This window comes from Protaetiibacter larvae (assembly GCF_008365275.1).
Taxonomy (GTDB): domain Bacteria; phylum Actinomycetota; class Actinomycetes; order Actinomycetales; family Microbacteriaceae; genus Homoserinibacter; species Homoserinibacter larvae.
Window position 1 is genome coordinate 2,036,812 of the sequence record NZ_CP043504.1, and the last position, 20,855, is coordinate 2,057,666.

At 71.7% G+C, this 20,855-nt stretch carries 18 protein-coding genes; 3 read left to right on the top strand and 15 right to left on the bottom strand.

Translation table 11 applies throughout. The features are described 5' to 3' along the window. Positions 1-25 precede the first annotated feature (25 nt). The 3 genes from FLP23_RS09620 to FLP23_RS12280 form a co-directional block, all read right to left on the bottom strand. Positions 26-1,654 (bottom strand): ABC transporter substrate-binding protein, encoded by a 1,629-nt coding sequence (locus FLP23_RS09620; protein ID WP_149325657.1) that lies wholly within the window; start codon positions 1,652-1,654, stop codon positions 26-28. Positions 1,655-1,850: 196 nt separating this feature from the next. After that, a complete protein-coding gene (gene dnaG / locus FLP23_RS09625) occupies positions 1,851-3,737 on the bottom strand; it encodes a DNA primase (protein WP_149325658.1) in 1,887 nt (628 codons plus the stop codon). A 9-nt stretch (positions 3,738-3,746) separates the two neighbouring features. Then, entirely contained in the window at positions 3,747-4,367 is a 621-nt protein-coding gene (locus FLP23_RS12280; protein ID WP_168200416.1) for a TetR/AcrR family transcriptional regulator, read from the bottom strand. Positions 4,368-4,452: 85 nt separating this feature from the next. Here FLP23_RS12280 and FLP23_RS12285 point away from each other — a divergent pair, with 85 nt between their 5' ends. Together FLP23_RS12285 and FLP23_RS09635 are read left to right on the top strand one after the other, a co-directional pair. Beyond that, a complete protein-coding gene (locus FLP23_RS12285) occupies positions 4,453-5,013 on the top strand; it encodes a hypothetical protein (protein WP_168200417.1) in 561 nt (186 codons plus the stop codon). Next, positions 5,010-5,669 carry a DUF4386 family protein gene (locus FLP23_RS09635; RefSeq protein ID WP_149325660.1) on the top strand — a complete coding sequence of 220 codons (660 nt, stop codon included), beginning with the start codon at positions 5,010-5,012 and terminating at the stop codon, positions 5,667-5,669. The genes FLP23_RS12285 and FLP23_RS09635 overlap by 4 nt, the downstream gene beginning before the upstream one ends. Positions 5,670-5,937: 268 nt before the next feature. Here the strand turns inward: FLP23_RS09635 and FLP23_RS09645 are convergent, their stop codons facing one another. Continuing rightward, positions 5,938-7,203 carry a deoxyguanosinetriphosphate triphosphohydrolase gene (locus FLP23_RS09645; protein WP_281290298.1) on the bottom strand — a complete coding sequence of 422 codons (1,266 nt, stop codon included), beginning with the start codon at positions 7,201-7,203 and terminating at the stop codon, positions 5,938-5,940. Beyond that, positions 7,196-8,395, bottom strand: coding sequence for a tRNA dihydrouridine synthase DusB (gene dusB / locus FLP23_RS12510; protein WP_246139955.1), 1,200 nt, complete (start codon positions 8,393-8,395; stop codon positions 7,196-7,198). The genes FLP23_RS09645 and dusB overlap by 8 nt, the downstream gene beginning before the upstream one ends. Before the next feature lie 40 nt (positions 8,396-8,435). Between dusB and FLP23_RS09650 the strand changes: the two genes are divergently transcribed. Then, positions 8,436-8,915: an aminoacyl-tRNA deacylase gene (locus FLP23_RS09650; RefSeq protein ID WP_149325663.1), complete on the top strand. Its 480-nt coding sequence runs from the start codon at positions 8,436-8,438 to the stop codon at positions 8,913-8,915. Positions 8,916-9,045: 130 nt separating this feature from the next. Here the strand turns inward: FLP23_RS09650 and FLP23_RS09655 are convergent, their stop codons facing one another. The 10 genes from FLP23_RS09655 to FLP23_RS09700 form a co-directional block, all read right to left on the bottom strand. Then, positions 9,046-9,711 (bottom strand): DsbA family oxidoreductase, encoded by a 666-nt coding sequence (locus FLP23_RS09655; protein WP_149325664.1) that lies wholly within the window; start codon positions 9,709-9,711, stop codon positions 9,046-9,048. A gap of 92 nt (positions 9,712-9,803) precedes the next feature. After that, the gene (locus tag FLP23_RS09660) at positions 9,804-11,147 is read right to left on the bottom strand and encodes a UDP-glucose dehydrogenase family protein (protein WP_210414040.1); all 1,344 of its coding nucleotides are present in this window, start codon (positions 11,145-11,147) and stop codon (positions 9,804-9,806) included. Between the two features lie 211 nt (positions 11,148-11,358). Continuing rightward, positions 11,359-12,855, bottom strand: a complete 1,497-nt coding sequence (locus tag FLP23_RS09665; protein WP_246140120.1) for a right-handed parallel beta-helix repeat-containing protein — start codon at positions 12,853-12,855, stop codon at positions 11,359-11,361. 82 nt (positions 12,856-12,937) lie between these two features. Then, on the bottom strand, positions 12,938-14,656 hold the full coding sequence (locus tag FLP23_RS09670; RefSeq protein WP_149325667.1) for a S8 family peptidase: 1,719 nt from the start codon (positions 14,654-14,656) through the stop codon (positions 12,938-12,940). 27 nt (positions 14,657-14,683) lie between these two features. Continuing rightward, positions 14,684-15,865: a glycosyltransferase family 4 protein gene (locus tag FLP23_RS09675; RefSeq protein WP_149325668.1), complete on the bottom strand. Its 1,182-nt coding sequence runs from the start codon at positions 15,863-15,865 to the stop codon at positions 14,684-14,686. Continuing rightward, a complete protein-coding gene (locus tag FLP23_RS09680; RefSeq protein ID WP_210413838.1) occupies positions 15,862-16,815 on the bottom strand; it encodes a glycosyltransferase family 2 protein in 954 nt (317 codons plus the stop codon). The genes FLP23_RS09675 and FLP23_RS09680 overlap by 4 nt, the downstream gene beginning before the upstream one ends. Further along, positions 16,812-17,384 (bottom strand): acyltransferase, encoded by a 573-nt coding sequence (locus FLP23_RS12575; protein WP_210413840.1) that lies wholly within the window; start codon positions 17,382-17,384, stop codon positions 16,812-16,814. Before FLP23_RS12575 ends, FLP23_RS09680 begins: the two co-directional genes overlap by 4 nt. Before the next feature lie 17 nt (positions 17,385-17,401). Continuing rightward, a complete protein-coding gene (locus FLP23_RS09690) occupies positions 17,402-18,685 on the bottom strand; it encodes a wax ester/triacylglycerol synthase domain-containing protein (RefSeq protein ID WP_149325670.1) in 1,284 nt (427 codons plus the stop codon). A 2-nt stretch (positions 18,686-18,687) separates the two neighbouring features. After that, positions 18,688-19,611, bottom strand: a complete 924-nt coding sequence (locus tag FLP23_RS09695; protein WP_149325671.1) for a glycosyltransferase family 2 protein — start codon at positions 19,609-19,611, stop codon at positions 18,688-18,690. Continuing rightward, positions 19,595-20,800: a glycosyltransferase gene (locus tag FLP23_RS09700; protein WP_168200419.1), complete on the bottom strand. Its 1,206-nt coding sequence runs from the start codon at positions 20,798-20,800 to the stop codon at positions 19,595-19,597. Before FLP23_RS09700 ends, FLP23_RS09695 begins: the two co-directional genes overlap by 17 nt. Between the last annotated feature and the right edge of the window lie 55 nt (positions 20,801-20,855).

Consider the following 20,855-nt stretch of genomic DNA (forward strand, 5'->3'; position numbering starts at 1 on the left):
CCGGTGTGGACGTGTCCGGTCTCGCTCAGCCCTTGGTCAGGCTACCGAAACGGAACTTGAACGAGCCATCGAGCACGGTGCCCGAGACGTCCTTGCCGGCGATCGCCGTCTGCGCGCCCTGCAGCAGCGGCAGGGTCGACAGCTGGGCGGCCACCTTGGCCTGGATGTCCTCGATGAGCTGCTGACGCGCGGCCGGGTCGACCTCGGTCTGCTGCGCCACGATCTCCGAGTCCACCTCGGCGTCGCTGTAGTGGTTCGAGAGGAAGTTCTCGGTGGCGAAGAACGGCGTCAGGTAGTTGTCCGCGTCGGAGTAGTCCGGGAACCATCCGAGCTGGTACAGCGGGTAGACGTCGGCGACGCGGTCCTTCGAGTACTGCGTCCACTCGGTCGAGCCGAGGTTGACCGTGAACAGGCCGCTCGAGTCGAGCTGGTCCTTCACAAGCGCGTACTCGTCGGCCGAGGAGCCGCCGTAGTGGTCGGGGTTGTACTGCAGGTTGATCTCGACCGGGGTCGCGACACCGGCAGCCTCGAGGGTCGCCTTCGCCTTGTCGACGTCGGCACCGCCCGAACCGTCACCGTAGAGCTCCTTGAGCACCTCGGTGGCCCCGGTCAGACCCTGCGGCACGTAGGAGTACAGCGGGGTGTAGGTGTCCTTGTAGACCTGATCCGCGATCTCGCCGCGGTCGATGACGTCGGCGATGGCCTGGCGCACGGCGAGAGCCTTGGCCGGGTCGGCGTCCGCGGTCTTCGCGCCGTAGGGCTGGGTGTCGAAGTTGAACACGATGTAGCGGATCTCGCCACCGGGGCCGTCGATGACCTGGACGGCGTCCGTCTTCGTGCGCAGGTCGGCGATGTCGGTCGCCGACAGGCTGCGGTACGCGACGTCGATGTTGCCCTCCTGCACGTCGAGCTTGAGGTTCGACGAGTCGGCGTAGTACTTGAGGGTCACATCGGCGTTCTTCGGCGCTCCGAGAACGCCCTGGTACTCGGCGTTCGGCGTGAAGGTGACGAGCTCGTTGAACTTGTAGCTCGAGATCGTGTACGGACCGGCGAAGGCCTTGCCCTCGACGATGTCGTCGTCGCTCGTGACGGAGTCGGCCGAGAAGACCTCCTCGTCCACGATCGGACCGGCGGGGCTCGAGAGCACCTGCGGGAAGGTCTGGTCGTTGCCGTTCTTGAGGTGGAACACGACGGTCGTGTCGTCGGGGGTCTCGACGCTGTCGAGGTTGCCGAGCAGGGACGAGGGACCGTTCTCGTCGGCGATCTTCAGCTGACGGTCGAAGGTGAACTTGACGTCCGAGGAGGTCAGGTCGTGCCCGTTGGCGAACGTGAGGCCCGGCTTCAGGGTGACCGTGTAGTCGCTGTCACCGGTGAACTCGGCGGAGGCCGCGATGTCGGGCTCGACATCCGAGGTGCCGGGCTTCGAGTTCAGCAGGAACGGGAAGACCTGGTTCATGACGGCGAACGAGCCGTTGTCGTACGACCCGGCCGGGTCGAGGAAGGTGACCTTGTCGGTGGTGCCGACGATGATCGAGCTTGCGCCGGAGCCGCCGTTGTCGCCGGTGTCCGATGCGCAGCCCGCGAGCACGAGCGCTGCGCTCGCGGGGAGCGCGATCGCCGCGAGAACGCGAGCCTTGTGAGAGACGGATGCCATGTCCGTGGACCTCATTCCTTGGGTGTGAAGGGAGAGGGCGGCCGCAGCCGCCCGATCATCAGGTCTATCACGGCATTTCGGGCGCAACTTCCACGAGCGGGGTCGCCCGGGGTTTGTTTACGACATCGAAATCATCCACGCACGATCCGTGCGCACTGACGAGTTCCATGCAAGATCATTGACTCGCACGCGACGATCATTCGCCGCGCAGCTCCCGCCGCTCGCTCTCGAGCGCCGCCGATTCACGGCTCAACGCCGCCTCGCGCTCGGTGTCGCCCTCGGCACGCGCCCGCTGCATCGCGCCGAGCACCTCGCTCTTGCGGCGCAGCAGATCGCGGTCCACGAGCGAGCTCACCACGCCGACGCAGTAGGTGGCCAGCTGCTCGCGCCGCTCCGGGATCGGCGCCACGCCGAGCTGGGTGACGAGCATCCCGAAGCCGCGCGGCACCTCGCCGGCGACCCGCTGCAGCCACTCGGGGTCGGAGAGGTGATCGAGACTGCTGCGCACGGCGTCGCGCACCACGGCGAGGGTCGGGTTGGCGAACCGCGCCTCGGCCGCCTTCGCGACGAGCGCGGAGCCGACCGCCTCCGGGTACTGCAGGATCGCCATGAGCGCGTCGCGCTCCATCCGCGTCACGGGGTCGGTGGGAAGCTCGGTGAGGCTCGCCTGACGCTCCTCGGCCGGCGCGCTCCCGGCGTCGGCGGGGCGCGACTCGCCCTCGGTGCGGGCCTCGGGGCGACGCGTCGCATTGGCGGCCGCCGTGACCGCGCGGCCGACCTCGGTGGGATCCATGCCCAGCCAGCCCGCGAGATTGCGCACGTAGCCCACGCCGAGCGCGCGGTCGCGGATGCCGGCGACCACGGGCGCCGCAGCGCGCAGGGCCGCAACGCGCCCCTCGACCGTCTCGAGATCGTGGCCGGCCAGGCGGCGGCGGATCATGAACTCGAACATGGGCTTGCGGGTGCGGATGAGCTGCCGCACCGCCTCGTCGCCGCGATGGATGCGCAGATCGCACGGGTCGAGATTGTCGGGCGCGACCGCCACGAAGGTCTGCGCGGCGAAGCGCTGCTCCTCGGCGAAGGCGCGGCTCGCGGCCCGCTGGCCCGCCTCATCCGGGTCGAAGGTGAAGACCACCTCGCCGGTTCCGGAGGAGTCGGCGTTGTCGACGTCGCCCAACACGCGGCGCACGACCTTGATGTGGTCGACTCCGAACGCGGTGCCGCAGGTGGCGACGGCCGTCGTGATGCCCGCGAGGTGGCAGGCCATGACATCCGTGTAGCCCTCGACGATCACGACCTGCTTGTTCTTGGCGACGTCGCGGCGGGCGAGGTCGAGCCCGTAGAGCACCTGGCTCTTGTGGAACACGAGCGTCTCGGGGGTGTTGAGGTACTTCGGCCCCTGGTCGTCGTCGAAGAGCTTGCGCGCCCCGAAGCCGACCGTCTGCCCGGTGACGTCGCGGATCGGCCAGATGACGCGCCCGCGGAAGCGGTCGTAGGAGTTGCCGCGCTCGCCCGTGGAGAGCAGTCCGGACGCCACGAGCTCGTCCTGGGTGAAGCCCTGCGCGAGCAGCGCGTTCTTGAGCGCGTCGAACGACTTGGGGGCGTAGCCGACGCCGAAGCGTTCGGCCGCCGCCTGATCGAAGCCGCGCCCGCCGAGGAAGTCGCGGCCCGGCTGTGCGTCGGGCTCGGCGAGGCGCGCGCGGAAGAACTTCTCGGCGGCGGCGTTCGCGGCGAGCAGCCGCGCGCGGTTGCCGTGGTCGGCCGCGGGTCCCGAGCCGTCTTCGTAGTGCAGCTCGAAGCCGATGCGGGCGGCCATCCGCTCGACCGCCTCCTGGAAGCTCACGTGATCCATGCGCTGCAGGAAGGTGAAGACGTCGCCGCCCTCGCCGCAGCCGAAGCAGTGGTAGAAGCCCACCTGCGGGCGCACGTGGAAGCTCGGGCTGCGCTCCTCGTGGAAGGGGCAGAGCCCCTTGAGCGATCCGACGCCCGCCGACTTGAGGGTCACGTAGTCGCCGATCACGTCGGCGATGTTGATCCTCGACCGGACCTCGTCGATGTCGCTTCTGCGAATGAGGCCGGGCATGCAGCGATTCTAGGATCGGCGTGCGTCGCCCGCTGCGACGCCCCTCACCAGACTCTCGACGATCGACCGCAGCTGAGCGTCCGAACCGTAGTCGGCGAGCTCGTCGGCCACCGCGACGGTCGCCGGGAAGTGCTCGGCAGGAGCCGCGCGGATGCGGTCGGCGACCTCGGTGCGACGCTGCGAGCCGGGGCGGGCGGCCGGCGCGAGGAACCCGGCGGCGCCGTAGACGAAGGCGAGCAGCCCGGTGAACAGCTCGACCGCCTGCCGCGCATCCAGCCCGCCCCGCAGTGCCGCCGCGAGGTACAGCTCTCCCGCGGCGGTCGCCCCCCGGCCCGGGTCGGGTCGGGCGAAGAGCGCGGTGACGGCCCAGGGGTGCGCACGCAGATGCGCGAGCAGGCGCAGCGCCGCCTCGACGACGACCTCGTCCCACGGGCGGCTCGGGTCGTCCCTCGCGACGAGCTCGCCGAGCAGCCCGTCGAGCACCAGGTCGAGCAGCTCGTCCTTCGACGCCACGTGCGTGTAGAGCGCCATCGGGCCGGCCCCGAGTCGCTCGGCGACGGCACGGATCGTGAAGCCCTCGAGACCTTTCTCGATGAGCACCTCGCGGGCAGCGGAGGTGATCTCGGCCACGCTCAGGCTGTTGCGGGGGCGGCGCGGACGAGGTGACCGCGAGTCGTCGTTGCTATACCGTACCATGTACGTTATGGTAGCACGCATGAACCCCACCCCCGGAAAGCTCCGCGGCGTGGTGCCGTGGATCGTGCTCTGGCTCTCGGCGCCGCTCGGCGGCCTCATCGCCTTCTGGATCTTCGGACCCGTCACCTCCGCCATCGTCGGCCTCGCCGCCGGCGCCGTCGTCGGCCTCGGCGTGGGCGCCGCGCAGGCCTGGGCGCTGCGCCGTCCACTGCTGCGCTGGACGATCGCGAGCGCCATCGGCCTCGGCATCGGCACCGACGTCGCCATCATCGTCGCGAAATCGCTGCCCGACTCCCCCGCGGCCACCCTGCTCGCAGCCGCGGTCGCCGGACTCGCGCTCGGGGCGGCGCAACTGTTCGCCCATCCGCCGACCGGCCGACTCCTGTGGCTCGCCATCACGACGCTCGGCTGGGTCATCGCCTGGGGCGTGAGCCTCACGCTCGCGATCAGCACCGAGCAGGGCTTCGTGATCTTCGGCTCCACCGGGTCGCTCGTGCTCACCGTGCTGCTCGCCGTCGCCCTGTGGCTGCGCCGCCGGGCCGCCGCCCGCGCGATCGCGGAGACGCAGGCGACGCCGTGAGCGCCCTGCCCGGCCTGCTCATCGCGGTGCCGATCGCCTTCAACCTGTTCTACGGCCTGCTCGCCTGGCGCTTCTCGTATCCCGGGATCCTCCGCGAACCGACAGCAGCGATCCTGGAGCGCTTCCGCGCGGGCGGCAGCGGACTCATCCTGCTCTGGTGGGCTTTCGCCCTCTCGGCGCTCGCCTTCCTGCCGATCCCCGTGCTCGCGGCGCGGCTCGTGCCCGACCCCGACCTCGCCGCGATCGGGCTCGTGGTCGGCGTGGTCGCCTCGGTGGTTCAGGCGCTCGGCCTCGTCCGATGGGTGTTCCTCGTGCCGCATCTCGCCCGGGAGCGGGCGGCGGGAGCGGATCCGCGCACCATCGACCTCGTGTTCCAGTCGTTCCACCGCTACCTGGGCGTCGCCGTCGGCGAGCACCTGGGCTACCTCGGCACCGGTTCCTGGACGATCCTCGTCGCCCTCGGCGCCTCCCCCGTGCTGCCGCTCTGGATGACGATCGCCGGGGTCGTGATCGGCGTCATGCTGCTGGTCGGCGCGCTCGAGTTCATCGGGCCGTTCGAGCCCCGCGGCTGGTCGCTCGCCGGCATCCTGGTGCCGGTCGGCTACATCCTCTGGTCGCTCTGGCTCATCGCCCTCGGCGTGCTGCTGCTGGCGTGAGCCTCCAGCCGCCCCGTCCGTCCCAGCCGCCCCATCCGCCCCATCCGCCCCAGCCGTCCCAGCCGTCCCATCCGTCCCATCCGCCCCATCCGCCCCATCCGTCCCATCCGTCCCATCCGCCCCATCCGTCCCATCCGTCCCATCTCAAGGAGTCGGGCAACCCATCTCAAGGAGCCCAGGCGGGAAATGCGCTACTCGCTCCACTCTGCCCACAGCAGTCACAACCACTCCTTGAGATGGGATGCCCGACTCCTTGATTTGGGAGGGCTCAGGAGACCAGACGCTCGTGCCAGGCGTTCGCGGACGGGTCGGTGAGCGAGGCGACCTGGTCGACGATCACGCGCTTGCGGGCGGTGTCGTCGGCCGCCGCCGCGAAGTCGGCCGCGAAGCCGATGTCGAGCTGCGAGGGATCCGCCCACAGGGCGTCCGCGAGCTCGGTGAGGATGCCGCGCTGCCGCGCGTAGATCGGCTTGCGGGAGTTGGTGGACATCACATTCGCCGCCACGATGCCCTTGAGCACCGCGATCTCGGCCCGCGTCGCGTCCGGGACCACCACGTCCGCCCCGAACCGTGCGAGCGCCGACGCGGGATACGCCTCCCGCGTCGCCCGCACCGCCTCGGCCGCGAAGCGCCCGATGAGCTGCGAGGTGAGGTTCTTGAGCCGGGCCAGGTCGCGCCGCGAGCCGTCCCAGGTGCCGATCCAGTCGGGCAGCTCGTCGAGCCGGTCGAAGGCGGCGATGAGCGTGGCGTGGTCGAACTCGCCGCCGATCCACACCACCATGCTGTCGACGAGCGCGTCGTGGTCGGCGCGCCCGGAGAGCGCGGGCACATCGAGGTAGCCGGAGACGATCGCGTCCTCGAAGTCGTGCACCGAGTAGGCGATGTCGTCGGAGAGGTCCATCACCTGCGCCTCGATGCAGCGCACCCGCTCGGGCGCGCCCTCTCGAAGCCAGAGGAAGGCGGGGGTGTCGTCGGCGTAGAAGCCGAACTTGGAGCGTCCGGAGGGGTCGGGGATGCCGTCCTGCTCGGGCCAGGGGTACTTGCAGCTCGCGTCGAGGCTCGCCCGGGTGAGGTTGAGCCCGTAGGCGCGGCCGTCGGCACCGAACACCTTCGGCTCGAGCCGGGTCAGCAGTCGCAGCGTCTGGGCGTTGCCCTCGAAGCCGCCGATGTCGTGCGCCCAGTCGTTGAGCGCCTTCTCACCGTTGTGGCCGTAGGGCGGATGCCCGAGGTCGTGGGCGAGGCACGCGGTGTCGACGACATCCGGGTCCAGGCCCAGGTTGACGGCGAGTTCACGGCCCACCTGGGCCACCTCGAGAGAATGGGTGAGCCGGTTGCGGGCGAAGTCGAGCCCGGCGGTCGGCGAGAGCACCTGGGTCTTCACCGCGAGGCGGCGCAAGGCGCTCGAGTGCAGGATGCGCGCCCGGTCGCGGGCGAAGTCGCTGCGGCGGGTGGAGTGCTGTTCCGGGAGCATCCGCTCCACGTCCGCGTCGCCGTAGCCGGGCGAGCGCGCGGCTCCGGCCGCGAGCTCAGCCACCGGAGGTGTCCAGCTCGGCCTCGGTGAGCTCGGCGCGGTGGGTCTCCTGGAGCTCCCGGCTGTCGAGCCAGCGCTCGGGCAGTGCCGGCTTCTTGGGTGTGCCGGCGCGCCCCCGCTGGCCTTCGGCGTCCGCGCCCGGGTAGGGCTCGTCGCCGTCGAGCCGGCCGAGCAGCTCGTCGATCTCGGCCAGGCTGGAGGCCTGAGCGAGAGCCGCACGCAGCTCGCCACCCACCGGGTAGCCCTTGAAGTACCAGGCGACGTGCTTGCGGATGTCGCGGCAGGCGCGGTTCTCGTCGTCGTCGAAGAACTCGACGAGCAGTTCGGCGTGACGGCGGAAGGCCTGAGCCACCTCGCCGAGGGTGGGCTGGGCGGTGGGGGTGGTCTCGATACGCCCGCTGCGCGGGCTACTCGACCAGCGAGATTGGGAGAATGCGGCCGCGAGGTCGCCGAACAGCCAGGGGCGGCCGAGGCAGCCGCGGCCGACCACGACGCCGTCGCACCCGGTCTCGTCGACCATGCGCACGGCATCCGCCGCCGACCAGATGTCGCCGTTGCCGAGCACGGGCACGCTCGTGACGGTCTGCTTGAGCTTCGCGATCGCCGACCAGTCGGCGGTTCCCGAATAGAACTCGGCGGCCGTCCGGGCGTGCAGGGCGATCGCCGAGACTCCGGCACCCTCCGCCACGCGGCCCGCCTCGAGGTAGGTGAGGTGGTCGGAGTCGATGCCCTTGCGCATCTTCACCGTGAGCGGCAGCGGGCCGGCCGCCTGCACGGCCCCTTCGACGATCTCGCGGAACAGTCCGATCTTCCAGGGCAGCGCCGCTCCCCCGCCCTTGCGGGTGACCTTGGGCACCGGGCAGCCGAAGTTGAGGTCGATGTGGTCGGCGCGATCCTCTGCCACGAGCATCCGGACCGCCTCGGCGACCGTCTTCGGGTCCACGCCGTACAGCTGGATCGAGCGCGGTGTCTCGGACTCGTGGTGACGGATGAGGCGCATCGACTCGGGCGTGCGCTCGACGAGCGCACGGCTCGTGATCATCTCCGAGACGTACAGACCGGCACCGTACTCGCGGCAGAGCCGGCGGAACGCGGTGTTGGTGATGCCCGCCATCGGCGCGAGCACCACCGGCACCTCGAGTCGGAGCGGGCCGATCGAGAGCGCGGGGGCGGGGGGCGCGAATAGGGTGGACATCCCCTCGATTCTTCCAGATCGAGCCGAGAGGAGGCCGGACATGGGTTCAGGACGCGAACGGGTGGCCGCCGATGCCGCCGCACGCGGCATCCCGGTGGAGTTCATCGACCGCCAGGCGGCGAACTCGCTCGAGGAGGCGGCCGCGATTCTCGGGATCACCCCGGCCGACATCGTCAAGTCGCTCGTCGTGAAACGCGCCGATGGGACCTTCCTGTTCGCGGAGATCCCCGGCGACCGGGTGATCTCCTGGCCCAAGCTCCGTGCCCTCGTGGGCGTCAACAAGCTGCAGCTGCCGGACGCGGGGCAGGCGCTCGACGCCACCGGCTACGAGCGCGGCACCATCACCCCGCTCGGCTCGACCACGGCGTGGCCGGTGTACGTCGACGAGCGCGTCGCCGGCCGCCGCGTCTCGATGGGCGCCGGTGAGCACGGCGTGAGCCTGTTCGTGGATGCCGACGCGCTCATCGCGGGGCTCGGGGCGACCGTCGCCGACATCTCGGAGGCGGCTCCCGCGCGGTGATCGCGATACGCCGTTTCGCGGCTACTCGATCAGCGGGGTGAACGCTCCTCGATCCCCTGGGTTCCCGGGATCTCGCAGACGTCGCCCTCGCAGACGACCGCGTCGGGGGCGCCGAGCGGGATGAGGCCGCTCATGCGTCCACCGTGTCGGATGCCGCCTTCTCGGCCGCGACCTGCGTCAGCACCTCGGCGAAGGTCGACGCATCCTGGGCGCCCGAGACGCCGTACTTCCTGTCGATGACGAAGAACGGCACTCCTTGGATGCCGAACTCCACGGCGACCGCCTGGTCTTCCCGCACATCGGCGAGGTACTCGTCCGCCTCGAGGGAGCGCACGACGTCGTCCCGGTCGAAGCCGAGCTCGGCGGCGAGGTCGGCGAGGTCCGCGATGCGGCCGACGTGGCGTCCCTGCTCGAAGTAGGCCTGGAGCAGGCGCTCCTTCATCTCCAGCTGACGGCCGTGCGCCTTCGCGTAGTGCAGCAGCTGGTGCGCCTTCACCGTGTTGGTGTGCTGCAGGGCGTCGTAGTCGTAGTGCAGGCCGACCGACTCGGCGATCGAGGTGACCCGGCCGATCATCGCCTTGGCGGTCTCCACCGGGATGCCCTTGTGGTGCGCGAGGAACTCGAACTCGTCGCCCTCGAAGTCGACGGGGGTGTCGGGCGAGAGCTCGAAGGAGTGGTACTCGACCTCGACCGGCACGCCGGCGAGCTCGGCGCCCGCCTCGAACTTGCGCTTTCCGATGAAGCACCAGGGGCAGGCGATGTCGGACCAGATGTCGATCTTGAGAGGTTCAGGCATACCTGATGCAACCGCATGGATTATGTGGTATTCCCTGAAGGGTGTCTGCCGGGGGCCGGAGTTCCCGATAAACCCCGGACCCCGGCAGAACTTTAGGGGCGCGCCGCGCCGACTTCGGCGGGGCGGCCGAGCGCCCGGTACTCCCAGCCGGCGGCTCGGTAGCGGGCCACGTCGAGCGCACCGCGGCCGTCCACGATGCGGCGCTGTGCGACCAGCACGCCCATGTCTTCGGGATCGGCGGTCACGAACTCGGCCCATTCGGTCAGCAGGACGACCACGTCGGCACCGTCGACGGCCTCGCCGAGGGTGTCCGCGTAGTCGAGGTCGGGGTAGGCGCGGTGCGCGTTGGCGTTCGCCTGCGGGTCGTAGACGACGACGCTCGCGCCCTCGAGGTAGAGCAGCCGGGCCACATCCAGGGCCGGTGCGTCGCGCACATCGTCGGAGTCGGGCTTGAACGCGGCACCGAGCGCGGCGACCCGCACCCCCTGGAGGCTGCGCCCGGCGAGCTCGCGGACGAGGTCGACGGTGCGCGAACGGCGTCGCAGGTTGATCTGGTCCACCTCGTGCAGGAAGGCGACCGCGGCGCTCACCCCGAGTTCCTCGGCACGCGCGCGGAACGCCCGGATGTCCTTGGGGAGGCACCCGCCGCCGAAGCCCAGGCCCGGCTTGAGGAAACGTCCGCCGATGCGGTCGTCGTAGCTGAGCGCCTTCGCCAGCAGCGAGACGTCGGCCCCCGCCGCCTCGCACACCTCGGCCATCGCGTTGATGAAGGAGATCTTGGTGGCGAGGAAGGAGTTCGCGGCGACCTTCACGAGCTCCGCGGTCGCGGGGTCCGCGACCACGACTGGCGTTCCGGCCGCGAGAAGGGGCGAGTAGGCGGCCCGCAGCATCTGCTCCGCCCAGGCGCTGCGCACACCGAAGACGAGGCGATCGGGACGGAGGGTGTCCTCCACGGCGAAACCCTCGCGCAGGAACTCGGGGTTCCAGGCGAGTTCGAGCTCCGCGCCCGCGGGCGACAGTTCGACGATGCGCTCGGCGAGCCGGTCGGCGGTGCCCACGGGGACGGTCGATTTGCCCACCAGGAGCGCTTTGCGCGTGACGCGTCGGGCCAGCTCGCCGAAGGCGGCGTCGACGTAGCGCAGGTCGGCGGCGTCCGAGCCGCTCGACTGCGGGGTGCCGACGCAGATGAAGTGCACGTCGCCGAACTCGGCGGCGAGGTCGAAGTCGGTCGTGAAGCGCAGGCGCCCGGTGGCCAGGGTCTCCACGAGCAGGGTGTCGAGCGCCGGCTCGAAGAAGGGCAGCTTCCCGGAGGCCAGGGCCGCGACCTTGGCGGGATCCACGTCGACCGCGACGACCTCGTAGCCGAGGTGAGCCATGCAGACGGCCTGGGTGGCGCCGAGGTAGCCGGTGCCGATCACGGTGATGCGCGGGGGGATGTTCACGGGTACGTCCTTTGCGTCAGGAGTTCCGAGTACTCAACTGACGTCACCCATCGGGGTGGTGACGCAATCCCCATCGACCGTGAACGGGGAGGACTCCCTGTGGGGGTGGAGTCCGCCCGTCCAACAGTTGCTGCCACCACGGTGACAGGGGGGTCCGCGGGTGTCAAGATCGCGGACCCCCCGAACGGGGAGGTTTTACCTGCCGTTAACGCCGCGTCGTGGCGCGGACGGCGGCGGGGGCCGCGACGACCTTGAGGACGACGGGAAGCGACACCGTCGAACCGCTCGCCGTCGTCACGACGGCAGCGCTCGGATAGCTTCCCGGGGCGACCCCCGAGAGAGCCCATGCGACGCTCCACCCGCTCGTCTCCCGGATGCCGCGCACCTTCACCTTGCCGTCGATCGAGATCGTAAAGCTGCTGGCGGAGGTGACGCCCTTGGCGGCGAAGTACCCGTCAATGCCGGGCATCGCTGCTTGCGCGCCCGTGGCGGCCGGAAGCGCGACCGTGGGCGCGCCGCCGCTCGAGCCGCCGCCGCCGGAGCCGTTGCCCGATCCGCCGCCCGGCGGCACGGGCGCGGGAACCGGACCGAGCACGGCGCCCGGCACGCTGTCGGCGCCGGCGAGCCGGGAGTCGGCGAGCTGTCCGTCGATGTCCTCCGGCGCGGTCGCGAGGCCGCCGAGGCCGGCGATGCGCGCCTGCGTCGGATCGACGAGGTGCAGTTCGCCGCCGTCCCGATCGACGAAGTCGACCGTGCCGTAGCGGTTGCCGTTGGTGCCGAGCGCCGCCGGCTGCGCGCACATCGCGGCGTTCCAGGAGAGCACGACCGTGTTGGTGATGGGAGCCGTGCAGTCGGACAGGTAGCCCACGATGTTGCGGTCGAACACGAGGCCCGGTGAGGGGATGAGGCGCGTCGAGCCGTCGAGGATCGTGTTGCCGCGCACCACGAGCCCGCTGAGCTTCGGCGGGCGCAGGTCGACGGCGGAGCCGCCCTCGCACGCCGCCGTCCGCACGACGCAGCCCTGGATGAAGTTCGACTCGATGAGCACGTCGGTGATCCCGGTGCCGTCGCCCGGCGAGAGGATGATCCCCGCGTTGTAGCAGTTGGCGAGCCGGTTGCCGCGCACGGTCACGCGGGAGCTGTCGAAGATCTGCAGACAGTCGGCGTGGTACCCGTTGGCGATCGACTGGTTGTAGCCGGTGATCGTGTTGCCCTCGATGAGCACGTCCGACGCACGGCCGACTTGGATGCCGTCGATCGAGGATCCGCCGCCGAAGGTGTTCGCGGTGACCGTCGCGCGCGAACTGCGCAGGAACAGCCCCCCGCCGTCGAAGCGCATCCCGGTGAGCGTCGACCCCGCGGCGGGGGCGTTGAGATAGAAGGTGCCGGTGATCGTGAGCCCCGTCCAGACCACTGACGGCACCGAGCTCGTGATGCGGACGATGCGCGGCTGGGCCCCCGCGGCCGCGCGCACGGTGAGCGGCGCGGCGGCTGTGCCGCCGGCGCCCGAGAGCGTGTACTCGCCGTAGCTGCCGGTGCGCAGCTCCACGACGTCGCCCGGGCCGCTCGCCCGGACGGCCGTCACGAGGTCGCACGGCGCCGCCGTGGAACACGCGCTGCCGCTCCCCGTGGGGGCGACCGTCCGCACGGCGCCCGCCGCCACCGCGGCGGTGGCCGGCAGAGCCAGCCCCGCCGCGACCATGGCGGCCACGGCCGCCCCGATCAGGGTGCGCCTCGCGCGCCCCCTCCACTGTCGCATCGACATGCGTACCGCCCCCTCATCGTCAGTTCCTGATCGTGACCGTCACCTGGGCACTCGTGCCCGAGTTCCTCGCCGCATCTTGCGCCTTCGCAGTCACGGGATAGTTCGCGTTGCGGTACTGCGCCGAGTTGATGGTGAGGACCCACAGATCGCCGGCGAGCGTGGCGTCGCCGAGCTTCTGGGATCCGGACCAGAGACTCACCGCGGTGACTCCGACGTTGTCGGTGGCGGCGACCGCGACGGTCACCACTCCGCTCACGACCTGTCCGTGGGTCGGACTGATGATCGCGACTGCCGGGGCTTGCGTATCGGGTTCGGGTTGGGGTGTCGGGGTGGGGGTGGGTGTCGGGGTGGGCGTGGGGGTCGGGGTGGGCGTGGGTGTCGGGGTGGGGGTAGGTGTCGGCGTGGGGGTCGGGGTGGGGGTCGGCGTCGGCACGCCATCCGCCGGGATCACGGATGCCGCGTAGCCGTAATAGCGCGCGCCGATCGGGTGCAGCGGGTCGCCGTCGAAGACGTGGCCGCGGGTGAGCGCCGCCACCTCCGCCTGGTGCCGCACGATCTGGATCGTCTCGGCCGGGGAGGCGCCGACGCAGGCGCCCTGCGCGGCGTAGCAGTCGAGCACGACGCCGCTCACCGAGGCCGCCGCCATGCTGGTTCCGGACTGGATGTAGGCGTACGCGCCGCCCTTCTTGGCGGTGTACGGGCAGGTGCCCATGCCCGCGATGGTGTGGGCGCGGTCGGCCGGCTGGGTGGCGAAGCTGGACTTGTCGTGCACGCCGTCGTCGGTGACCGGGTCGGCGCAGGGCTTCACGCCGAGGCCGCCGGGACGCCCGTCGAAGTCGGCGTAGTTGGTGACCGCCAGCACCTCGTCGTAGGAGCTCGGGATGAGCTCGGCGAGGTCGTCGTCGGTGTTGCCGGCGGATCCGACCACGCTGACCCCCGCCGCGACGACGCGGCAGACCGCCTGGTGCAGCACATCGGCGTTCGAGTAGCCGCAGTTGCCGTCGTCGGAACCCCAGGTGGCGAGGCTCATGTTGGCGACCTTGATGTTGTACTGGGCGGCATTGGCGACCACCCAGTCGAGCGCGCAGACGATCCCGGCGATCGTGCCGTTGTTCTTGTTGTCGAGCACGCGGATCGAGTAGACGGGGGCGCCGGGCGCGACGCCGACGATGCCCTGGTTGTTGTCCTTCGCCGCCATGTAACCGGCGACCCCGGTGCCGTGTCCGTTCGCGTCGTCACCGGTGCCCGAACCGAAGCAGTTCACCTGCTGCTTGAGGTTGATGTCGGAGTGCGCCCAGACACCGGAATCGATCACCGCGACCGCGGGGCCGTCCCACTCCCCCGCGCCGTCTCCGGCGTTGACCGGCGGCTGGTCCGCCTCGGTGGTGCCCACGACGGGCCCCACGACCTGCCCCGCAGCCGCCCCCACGACGACCCGGTCGATCGAGAGCCCGTCGACACGGCCGTCCGCGAACAGCGCGGTCGCCTGGCGCGAGGTGAGCTGCACGTGCGCGCCGTAGACCGCCGCCCCGTAGACCTGGCTCGGCTCCAGTCCGAGCGCGTCGATGAGATGGTCGGCGTCGGAGGGGTCGTCGAACGAGACGAGATACCCGCCAGCGGGCAGCGTCGGAGAATCGCTCGCGAGCGCCACGATCGTGGCCGTGAGGATCGCCAGGACCGCGAGGAGAGCGGTCGTGACGGCGAGCAGTGGGAGGCGTCGGGTACGCGTGTCGTTCATCGGGGGGCTCCAGGACAATTTCGTGCCTCACAGGGAGGCGTGCGACACCGCATCGGGTTCGGGTGCGGTGGCAACTGGCACTATCGGGGAGCCGGTCGTCGATCGATGTTCGGTTGGGGAAGCGGCCGCGCGGCCTCGGGAGGCGGGGCGTGGGGCGCTCCGCACCTCCCGATACGCGTCGAGGGTGCGTTGCGCGACAGTATGCCAGTCGTATGGGGAGAGGTCTACCGTGCCGTCGGCGGGCCGGGATCGCACCCAGGCGATCGCCTCCTCGAGCTCGGCGGCGTCGAGCTGCTCCGGGAAGAGGCGCACCCAGTCGTCTCCGAGCTCGTCGCGCAGCTCCACGAGCGAGCCGAGGGCGGGCACGAGAACGGGCCGCGAGCCGGAGAGCGCGAGCATCGCCGCCCCCGAGTTGAGCACCTTCCGGTACGGCAGCACGACGAGATCGGCGGCCCGCACCCACAGGGCGATGCGCTCCTCGGTCTGGAACTCGGGGTCGAGGATCACGCGGGGGTCCTCGACCGCGAGCCGCGCGATCTCCTCGCCGAGCGCGGGCGGCGAGGCCCTGCCGACGACCGCGAGCCGCGGCGATCCGGCGACACCGCGGAAGGCCTCGAGCAGGGCGGGGATGTTCTTGTACGGCCGCACCTGCCCGACGGCGACGATGAGGGTCGCGTCCTCCGGCAGACCGAGACGCTCCCGCGCCTCGCGGCGCCCGGCGGAGAAGTCGTAGTCCTCCCGGTAGTGCCCGTGCGGGGTGACGAAGCCGGGGAGCGCTGCGAGCTCGGGATGCGCTGCGCGCGCGGCGTCGAGGCTCGAGCGGGAGAGCGCGAGGATGCCGTCGAGCTCGCGCGCGAGCATCCGTCGGAGGCGCTCGCGCAGCACCGGGGTGCCGCGGGTCTCGTGCGACTCGAGGTTGTGGACGGTCCAGACGAGCCGGGTGCCGCGAAGCCGGGCGAGCGAGAGCGCCGCGCCGAACAGCAGCAGCCGGGCGCGCATGATCGACGGGCGGTGACCCGACAAGAAGGTCAGGTCGGGCCAGTGCAGGTGCACGACATCGATGCGGCCGAAGGCGAGGCGCAGGTAGCTCAGGTCGCGGATCCGCACGCCCTCCCCGGCGAGCGCCCGGGCGAGCGCCGCGTTGTACGGGTTCGCGGCGGCCGTGCGGAAGGCGGGCTCCGCCTCCACCGTGAACCTCCGCTCGCTCATGCCGCCACCGCCTCGACGGGCATGCCGAAGATCGTGGCGCGCGCGCGGGGATACCCGGGGCGCCAGTCGCGCCGGCGCGCCCACACGATGCGCCAGGTGTCGCTGCGACGCCGGGTCACGCGCTCCAGGGCGGCCCGCAGGGCGGAGCCGAGCTGCAGCAGGGTGATCGCCGCCGCCGCTCCGATCCGGCCGCGGTGCTTCCGGGCATCGGTCGCCTTGCCCGCCATCACCATGCACATCTTGCGTCCCGCGGATGCCGTCGATCCGCCGACCTCGTGCACGATCACGGCGTCCGGGACGACGACGGGGCGCAGCCCCGCGGCCCGGGCCCGGCGCGAGAAGTCGGCGTCCTCCCCGTAGAGGAAGTAGTCCTCGTCCATGCCGCCGAGCGCCTCCCAGTCGGAGCGCGACACGAGCAGCAGGCATCCCGTGATGATGGGCACCTCGCGCACACAGTCGCGCCGCCACGATCCCAGGGACTCCGGGTCGAATGCGCGCGTGCGCGGGAACGCCGTCGAGAGCCCGGTGGCGAAGCACACGAGCGACCACCAGCTGGGCTCCCCCCAGCACGAGCTCGGGTCGAGCTCGCCGTCGGGACGGACCGTGCGGCCCCCGTACAGCCGGTATTCGGGGTGCGCGTCGGCGAACCCCGTGAGCGCGGCGAGCGTTCCCGGCAGCACGAGCGCGTCCGGATTGAGCAGCAGGATCCGCTCGCCGCCCGCCGCCCGGGCCCCGCGGTTGACCCCGCGCGCGAACCCCAGGTTCTCGCCTGCGGCGATGACCGTTGCCGCGGGGAGCGAATCGCGGATCGCCTCGACCGTGCCGTCGACGGAGCCGTTGTCGACGACCACGAGCTCGGCATCCGGGTCGTCGGCCCGCGCCGAACGCAGGCACGCGAGGGTCGCCTCGCGCGTGTTGTACGAGACCACGACGATCGACAGACGGCTCACGAGGCCTCCTCCCCCGCCGCGACGAGCTCGGCACGGTCGTGCGGGGCGCGCTCGCGCTCGGGTGCGCCCGCCTCGGGTCGCCAGCCGATGACCTTCGCGGGCACACCGCCCACGATCGCGAAGGGCGGCACGTCGCGCGTGATGACCGCGCCCGCCCCCGCGATCGCGCCGTCGCCGATCGTCACCCCCGCGACGACGACCACGTTGGCGCCGAGCCACACGTCGTCGCCGATCGTGATGTCCTTCTCCACCTTCGGCTGGTCCATGACGGGCGTGCCGCGGTCGACGCCGTAGTTGGATGCCGTGATCGTCACGTGCGGCGCGAGCAGGCACTTGCGGCCGAAGGTGATGCGCCCCGTCGAGTTGCCCGCCCAGATGATCGAGAACTCGCCGATGTGGCTGCCCTCGCCGATCGTGATCCGCTCGGCGTTGCGGAACGAGACGTTGGGGGCGAAGGACACCGCGGCCCCGCGATGCAGCCGTCGCAGCTGCCGGACGTGGGCATACGACGAGAAGTGCGCGAGCCGCAGACCGTGCAGATAGGTGCGCACGTCCAGGAGCGACCGCATCAGTCCGCTGCTCTTGCTCACGATGCCTCCCGGATCGCCTCGGCCGGCGTCCCCACCGCGACCGCGCCGCGCGGCGTCAGCAGCCGTTCGTGCACGCGCTCGAGCAGCGCATCCGCGTCGAGCCCCGACTCGGTGGCCACCGCGATCGAGAACCGCCCGTTGTGGAGCGAGCCGAACACGCCGAGCCGGTCATCGGGCGCGAGAACCGGCCACAGGCTCACCGAGCGCACGGCGCCCGCCCCGAACCAGCGCGGGCGGGGACGCCAGGGCAGGAACGAGGCGTAGCCGGGCCAATCGGGCCGTGCGGGGAGCGCCGGCGCCTCGCCGGCCACACCCGTCGCGACCTGCTCCGCGACACTCGCGACGAGATCCTCCCGATCCGAGCTCGCGGCCACCCGGATCATCGAGATGTGGTTGCGCTGCTCGCCGCCGGTACCCGCGCGTCGCGAGATGGGCACGAGCAGTGCCGGCTGCGGATCGCCGAGCAGCTCGCCGACCGCCTCGAGGGCCGCGGTCACGAGCAGATCGTGGATCGAGGCTCCCGCGTCCCGGGCCGCCGCCTTCGCCTCCGCGTAGTCGAGCACGCGGATCGCGTGCCTCCGCGCGGGAGCGGGTACGGCGCGCGCGAACCGCCGCGACCGCAGCAGGCGCCCGCCCGTGCGGCGCACGCGCCGCACGACGGGCTTGCGCCAGTACTCGCGCCATTGGGCTCCGAGCCCCGGATGGGCGGAGCGCCACTCCCGGAAGGCGATCCGCCAGATGCCGAGCGCCGTCCGCGGGGAGCTCAGCTCCTCCGCCTCGGGGATCACGGACGCGTCCACCGGGTCGTTCGCGGTCAGGGCGTCGACGAAGCGCAGCCCGAACAGTCCGTCTCCGAGCGCGTGATGCAGTTGCAGGATGATCGCGACGTCGCCGTCGGAGAGCGGTGCGGCGAGGATCGACCACAGCGGCCGGTCGAGGGCGAGCTCGCCGTTGAGGGCGCCGCCGAGCAGGGCGGCGAGCTCCGCCTCGGTGGGCTCGTCATGGAATCGCAAGTGGTAGTCGAGGTCGGGCTCTGCCGCGACCCAGGCCGGGGTGGTGAGCCCGAGGGGCATCTCGCGCAGCCGCTGACGGGCGGGCGGGAAGAGGGCCACCGCGCGGGCCACGACCGCGCGGACCGCGTCGCGATCGAGCTCGCCCTCGGGTGTGCGCAACGGCGCACCCTCGACGATGATCGTCCCGACCGGGCGCATCGCGGCGTAGGCGGCGGGGTCGGCGATGAACTTCTCGTCCAGGGTGCGCATGAGCTCGGCGGACTGCACGGTCAGACCTCCTCCTGTGAGACGGATGCCAGCACGATGGGGGCCGGCGGCGTGGCGTCGACGAAACGGCCGGCGACCAGCTGCATGCGCGTCGCCGCACCGATCCCGCGGAAGATGCCGCGCAGCATGGCGCGCTCGGCCGGCCCGCTGCGCGGGTGCCGCCAGGAGCGCAGCATGCGGCGGAAGTTGCGGCCCGCGAGCACCCCGAACATGCGCACCCCGAGCGGGGGGCGCAGCCGCAGCCACTTGCCGATGAGTCCGCCGAGGCCGAGACCGTAGCCGAGGTAGAGCTTCTCGTAGGCGTCGTCGTCGCGCGTGTGGGCGTGGTGCACGACGCAGCCGGGGTCGTAGGTGATCGTCCAGCCCGCGTCGAGCAGTCGGCAGAAGATGTCCAGATCCTCGGCGCCCGCGAGGAGCCGTCCGGCACCGAGCACCTCGTCGAAGCCGCCGATCGACTCGAGCGCCTCACGACGGAACGCCATGAGCGCACCGTGCCCCGCGTCGAGTCCGTCGATCGTGCGGGTGATGCGCCGCGGTTGGGCGGGGATGTGCTCGGTCGCGGTCGCCGCGTCGATCATCTCCCCCGTCACGGCGCCGACGTCGGCGTCGGCGAAATGGGCGAGGATGCCCGCGATCCAGCCGTCGATCGCGACGCAGTCGTCGTCGGTGTAGACGAGGAAGTCGCGTGCGCTGGCCGCGAGGCCCACGTTGCGGGCGATCGAGAGCCCCTTGATGTCGGTGCGCAGATAGCTCGCGCCGGCCTCGAGCGCGACGATGCGCGTCGCAGCGGTCGTCGATGCCGAGTCGACGACGACGAGCCGGGTCTGCCGCGGCGTGAACCGGACGATCGTCTCGAGGGCGTGCCGCAGCATCTCGGGACGCTCCCGGGTGCACACGACCACCGCGAGGTCAGCGGGCGACGGCATCCGCTCTCACCCCCCGAAGCGCGGCACGGTAGGCCGCCACAAGGGCGACGCCCGCCGCCGCCCAGCTGAGCTCGGGCGCGTGGGCGGCGGCCGCGGCCGCGAGGCGTCGGCGCTCGGCGGGACGCTCGTGCAGCAGCTCGAACTGGCGACGCAGCGCGTCGACGTCGCGGGGTGCGTGCAGCAGGCCGTGCACGCCGTCCTCCAGCACGGCACCGGCGGCGGTCGAGACGAGCGGAATGCACCCGGCGGCCTGCGCCTCATAGCTCACGAGGGCGCTGCCCTCCTCGATCGTCGGCAGCACGAGGGCGTGCGCCGCGGCCAGGGCGGCCGCCGGCTCCCGCGTGAACGGATGCAGTTCGACTCCGGGCTGGTCGAGCAGCGGGGCGAGGAAGGCTCCGTAGGACGGCACGACGTCGCCGAAGATCAGGAATCGCCCCTCGCCCGCCGCCGTCGAGTCGCGCCAGGCCTCGAGCGCGTAGTGGAGACCTTTGCGGGGCTCCACCCGCCCGAGGAAGAGCACCGTGAGCGGCCCGTCGTCGGGGACGGTCCGCGGCAGCGTCGTTCCCGGTCGGTAGCCGTAGCGGTGCCGCTGCAGCCGCTCGGCGGGATGCCCGCGATCCAGGAAGCTCTGCTCGACGGGTGCCGATGGCACGAGCACGGCCGTCGCGGCGTCCCATTCCTGCTGCTCGATCGCGAGGTGCCGCGCGTTCTCGGCATGCGACGCGGTCGCGGGCAGCACGACGCCGAGGCGGGCGCACTCCTCGGCCACCACCCGATACGCGTGAGCCGTGTGGGTGTTGGGGGCTTCGCGCAGGCCCGCCGCGCCGATCCCGGCCGCCGCCGCGAGCGTGCGTCGCGCCGCGAGAGGCCAGGCGTGCACGACGTCCGGGCGGACGCTGCGCACGACAGCGGCGGCGATGCGGTCATGGCGCGCGAGGGCGCGATCGCGGCCGAGGGCGCGGTGCGGGATGCGCACCCCGCTGAGCTCGAGGGTGCGCCGCACGCCGGCCGCGCCCGGCACGGGTCGGGCGAGGCTCGCCACCACGAGGTGCACGCGGTGGCCCGCGGCGATCAGCTCGACGACCTGATTCCACGCCGTCCAGCCGATTCCGGGCGCGCCCAAGGCGTGGGGGAACGAGTAGACGACAGAAAGCCGATCGTTGCTCTCTGATCCGGGGGTCGACGTCATGGCGCTCACCTCCGTCGGGATCAGGTGATGCCTGCCACCATGGATGAGCCCGGGC

Excerpts from the sequence above, each read along its gene's own strand:
- FLP23_RS09620 (WP_149325657.1), bottom strand. The coding sequence starts at position 1,654 with ATGGCATCCGTCTCTCACAAGGCTCGCGTTCTCGCGGCGATCGCGCTC.
- dnaG (WP_149325658.1), bottom strand. The coding sequence starts at position 3,737 with ATGCCCGGCCTCATTCGCAGAAGCGACATCGACGAGGTCCGGTCGAGG.
- FLP23_RS12285 (WP_168200417.1), top strand. The coding sequence starts at position 4,453 with ATGAACCCCACCCCCGGAAAGCTCCGCGGCGTGGTGCCGTGGATCGTG.
- dusB (WP_246139955.1), bottom strand. The coding sequence starts at position 8,395 with ATGTCCACCCTATTCGCGCCCCCCGCCCCCGCGCTCTCGATCGGCCCG.
- FLP23_RS09650 (WP_149325663.1), top strand. The coding sequence starts at position 8,436 with ATGGGTTCAGGACGCGAACGGGTGGCCGCCGATGCCGCCGCACGCGGC.
- FLP23_RS09655 (WP_149325664.1), bottom strand. The coding sequence starts at position 9,711 with ATGCCTGAACCTCTCAAGATCGACATCTGGTCCGACATCGCCTGCCCC.
- FLP23_RS09665 (WP_246140120.1), bottom strand. The coding sequence starts at position 12,855 with ATGGTCGCGGCGGGGCTGGCTCTGCCGGCCACCGCCGCGGTGGCGGCG.
- FLP23_RS09670 (WP_149325667.1), bottom strand. The coding sequence starts at position 14,656 with ATGAACGACACGCGTACCCGACGCCTCCCACTGCTCGCCGTCACGACC.
- FLP23_RS09675 (WP_149325668.1), bottom strand. The coding sequence starts at position 15,865 with ATGAGCGAGCGGAGGTTCACGGTGGAGGCGGAGCCCGCCTTCCGCACG.
- FLP23_RS12575 (WP_210413840.1), bottom strand. The coding sequence starts at position 17,384 with ATGCGGTCGCTCCTGGACGTGCGCACCTATCTGCACGGTCTGCGGCTC.
- FLP23_RS09695 (WP_149325671.1), bottom strand. The coding sequence starts at position 19,611 with ATGCCGTCGCCCGCTGACCTCGCGGTGGTCGTGTGCACCCGGGAGCGT.
- FLP23_RS09700 (WP_168200419.1), bottom strand. The coding sequence starts at position 20,800 with ATGACGTCGACCCCCGGATCAGAGAGCAACGATCGGCTTTCTGTCGTC.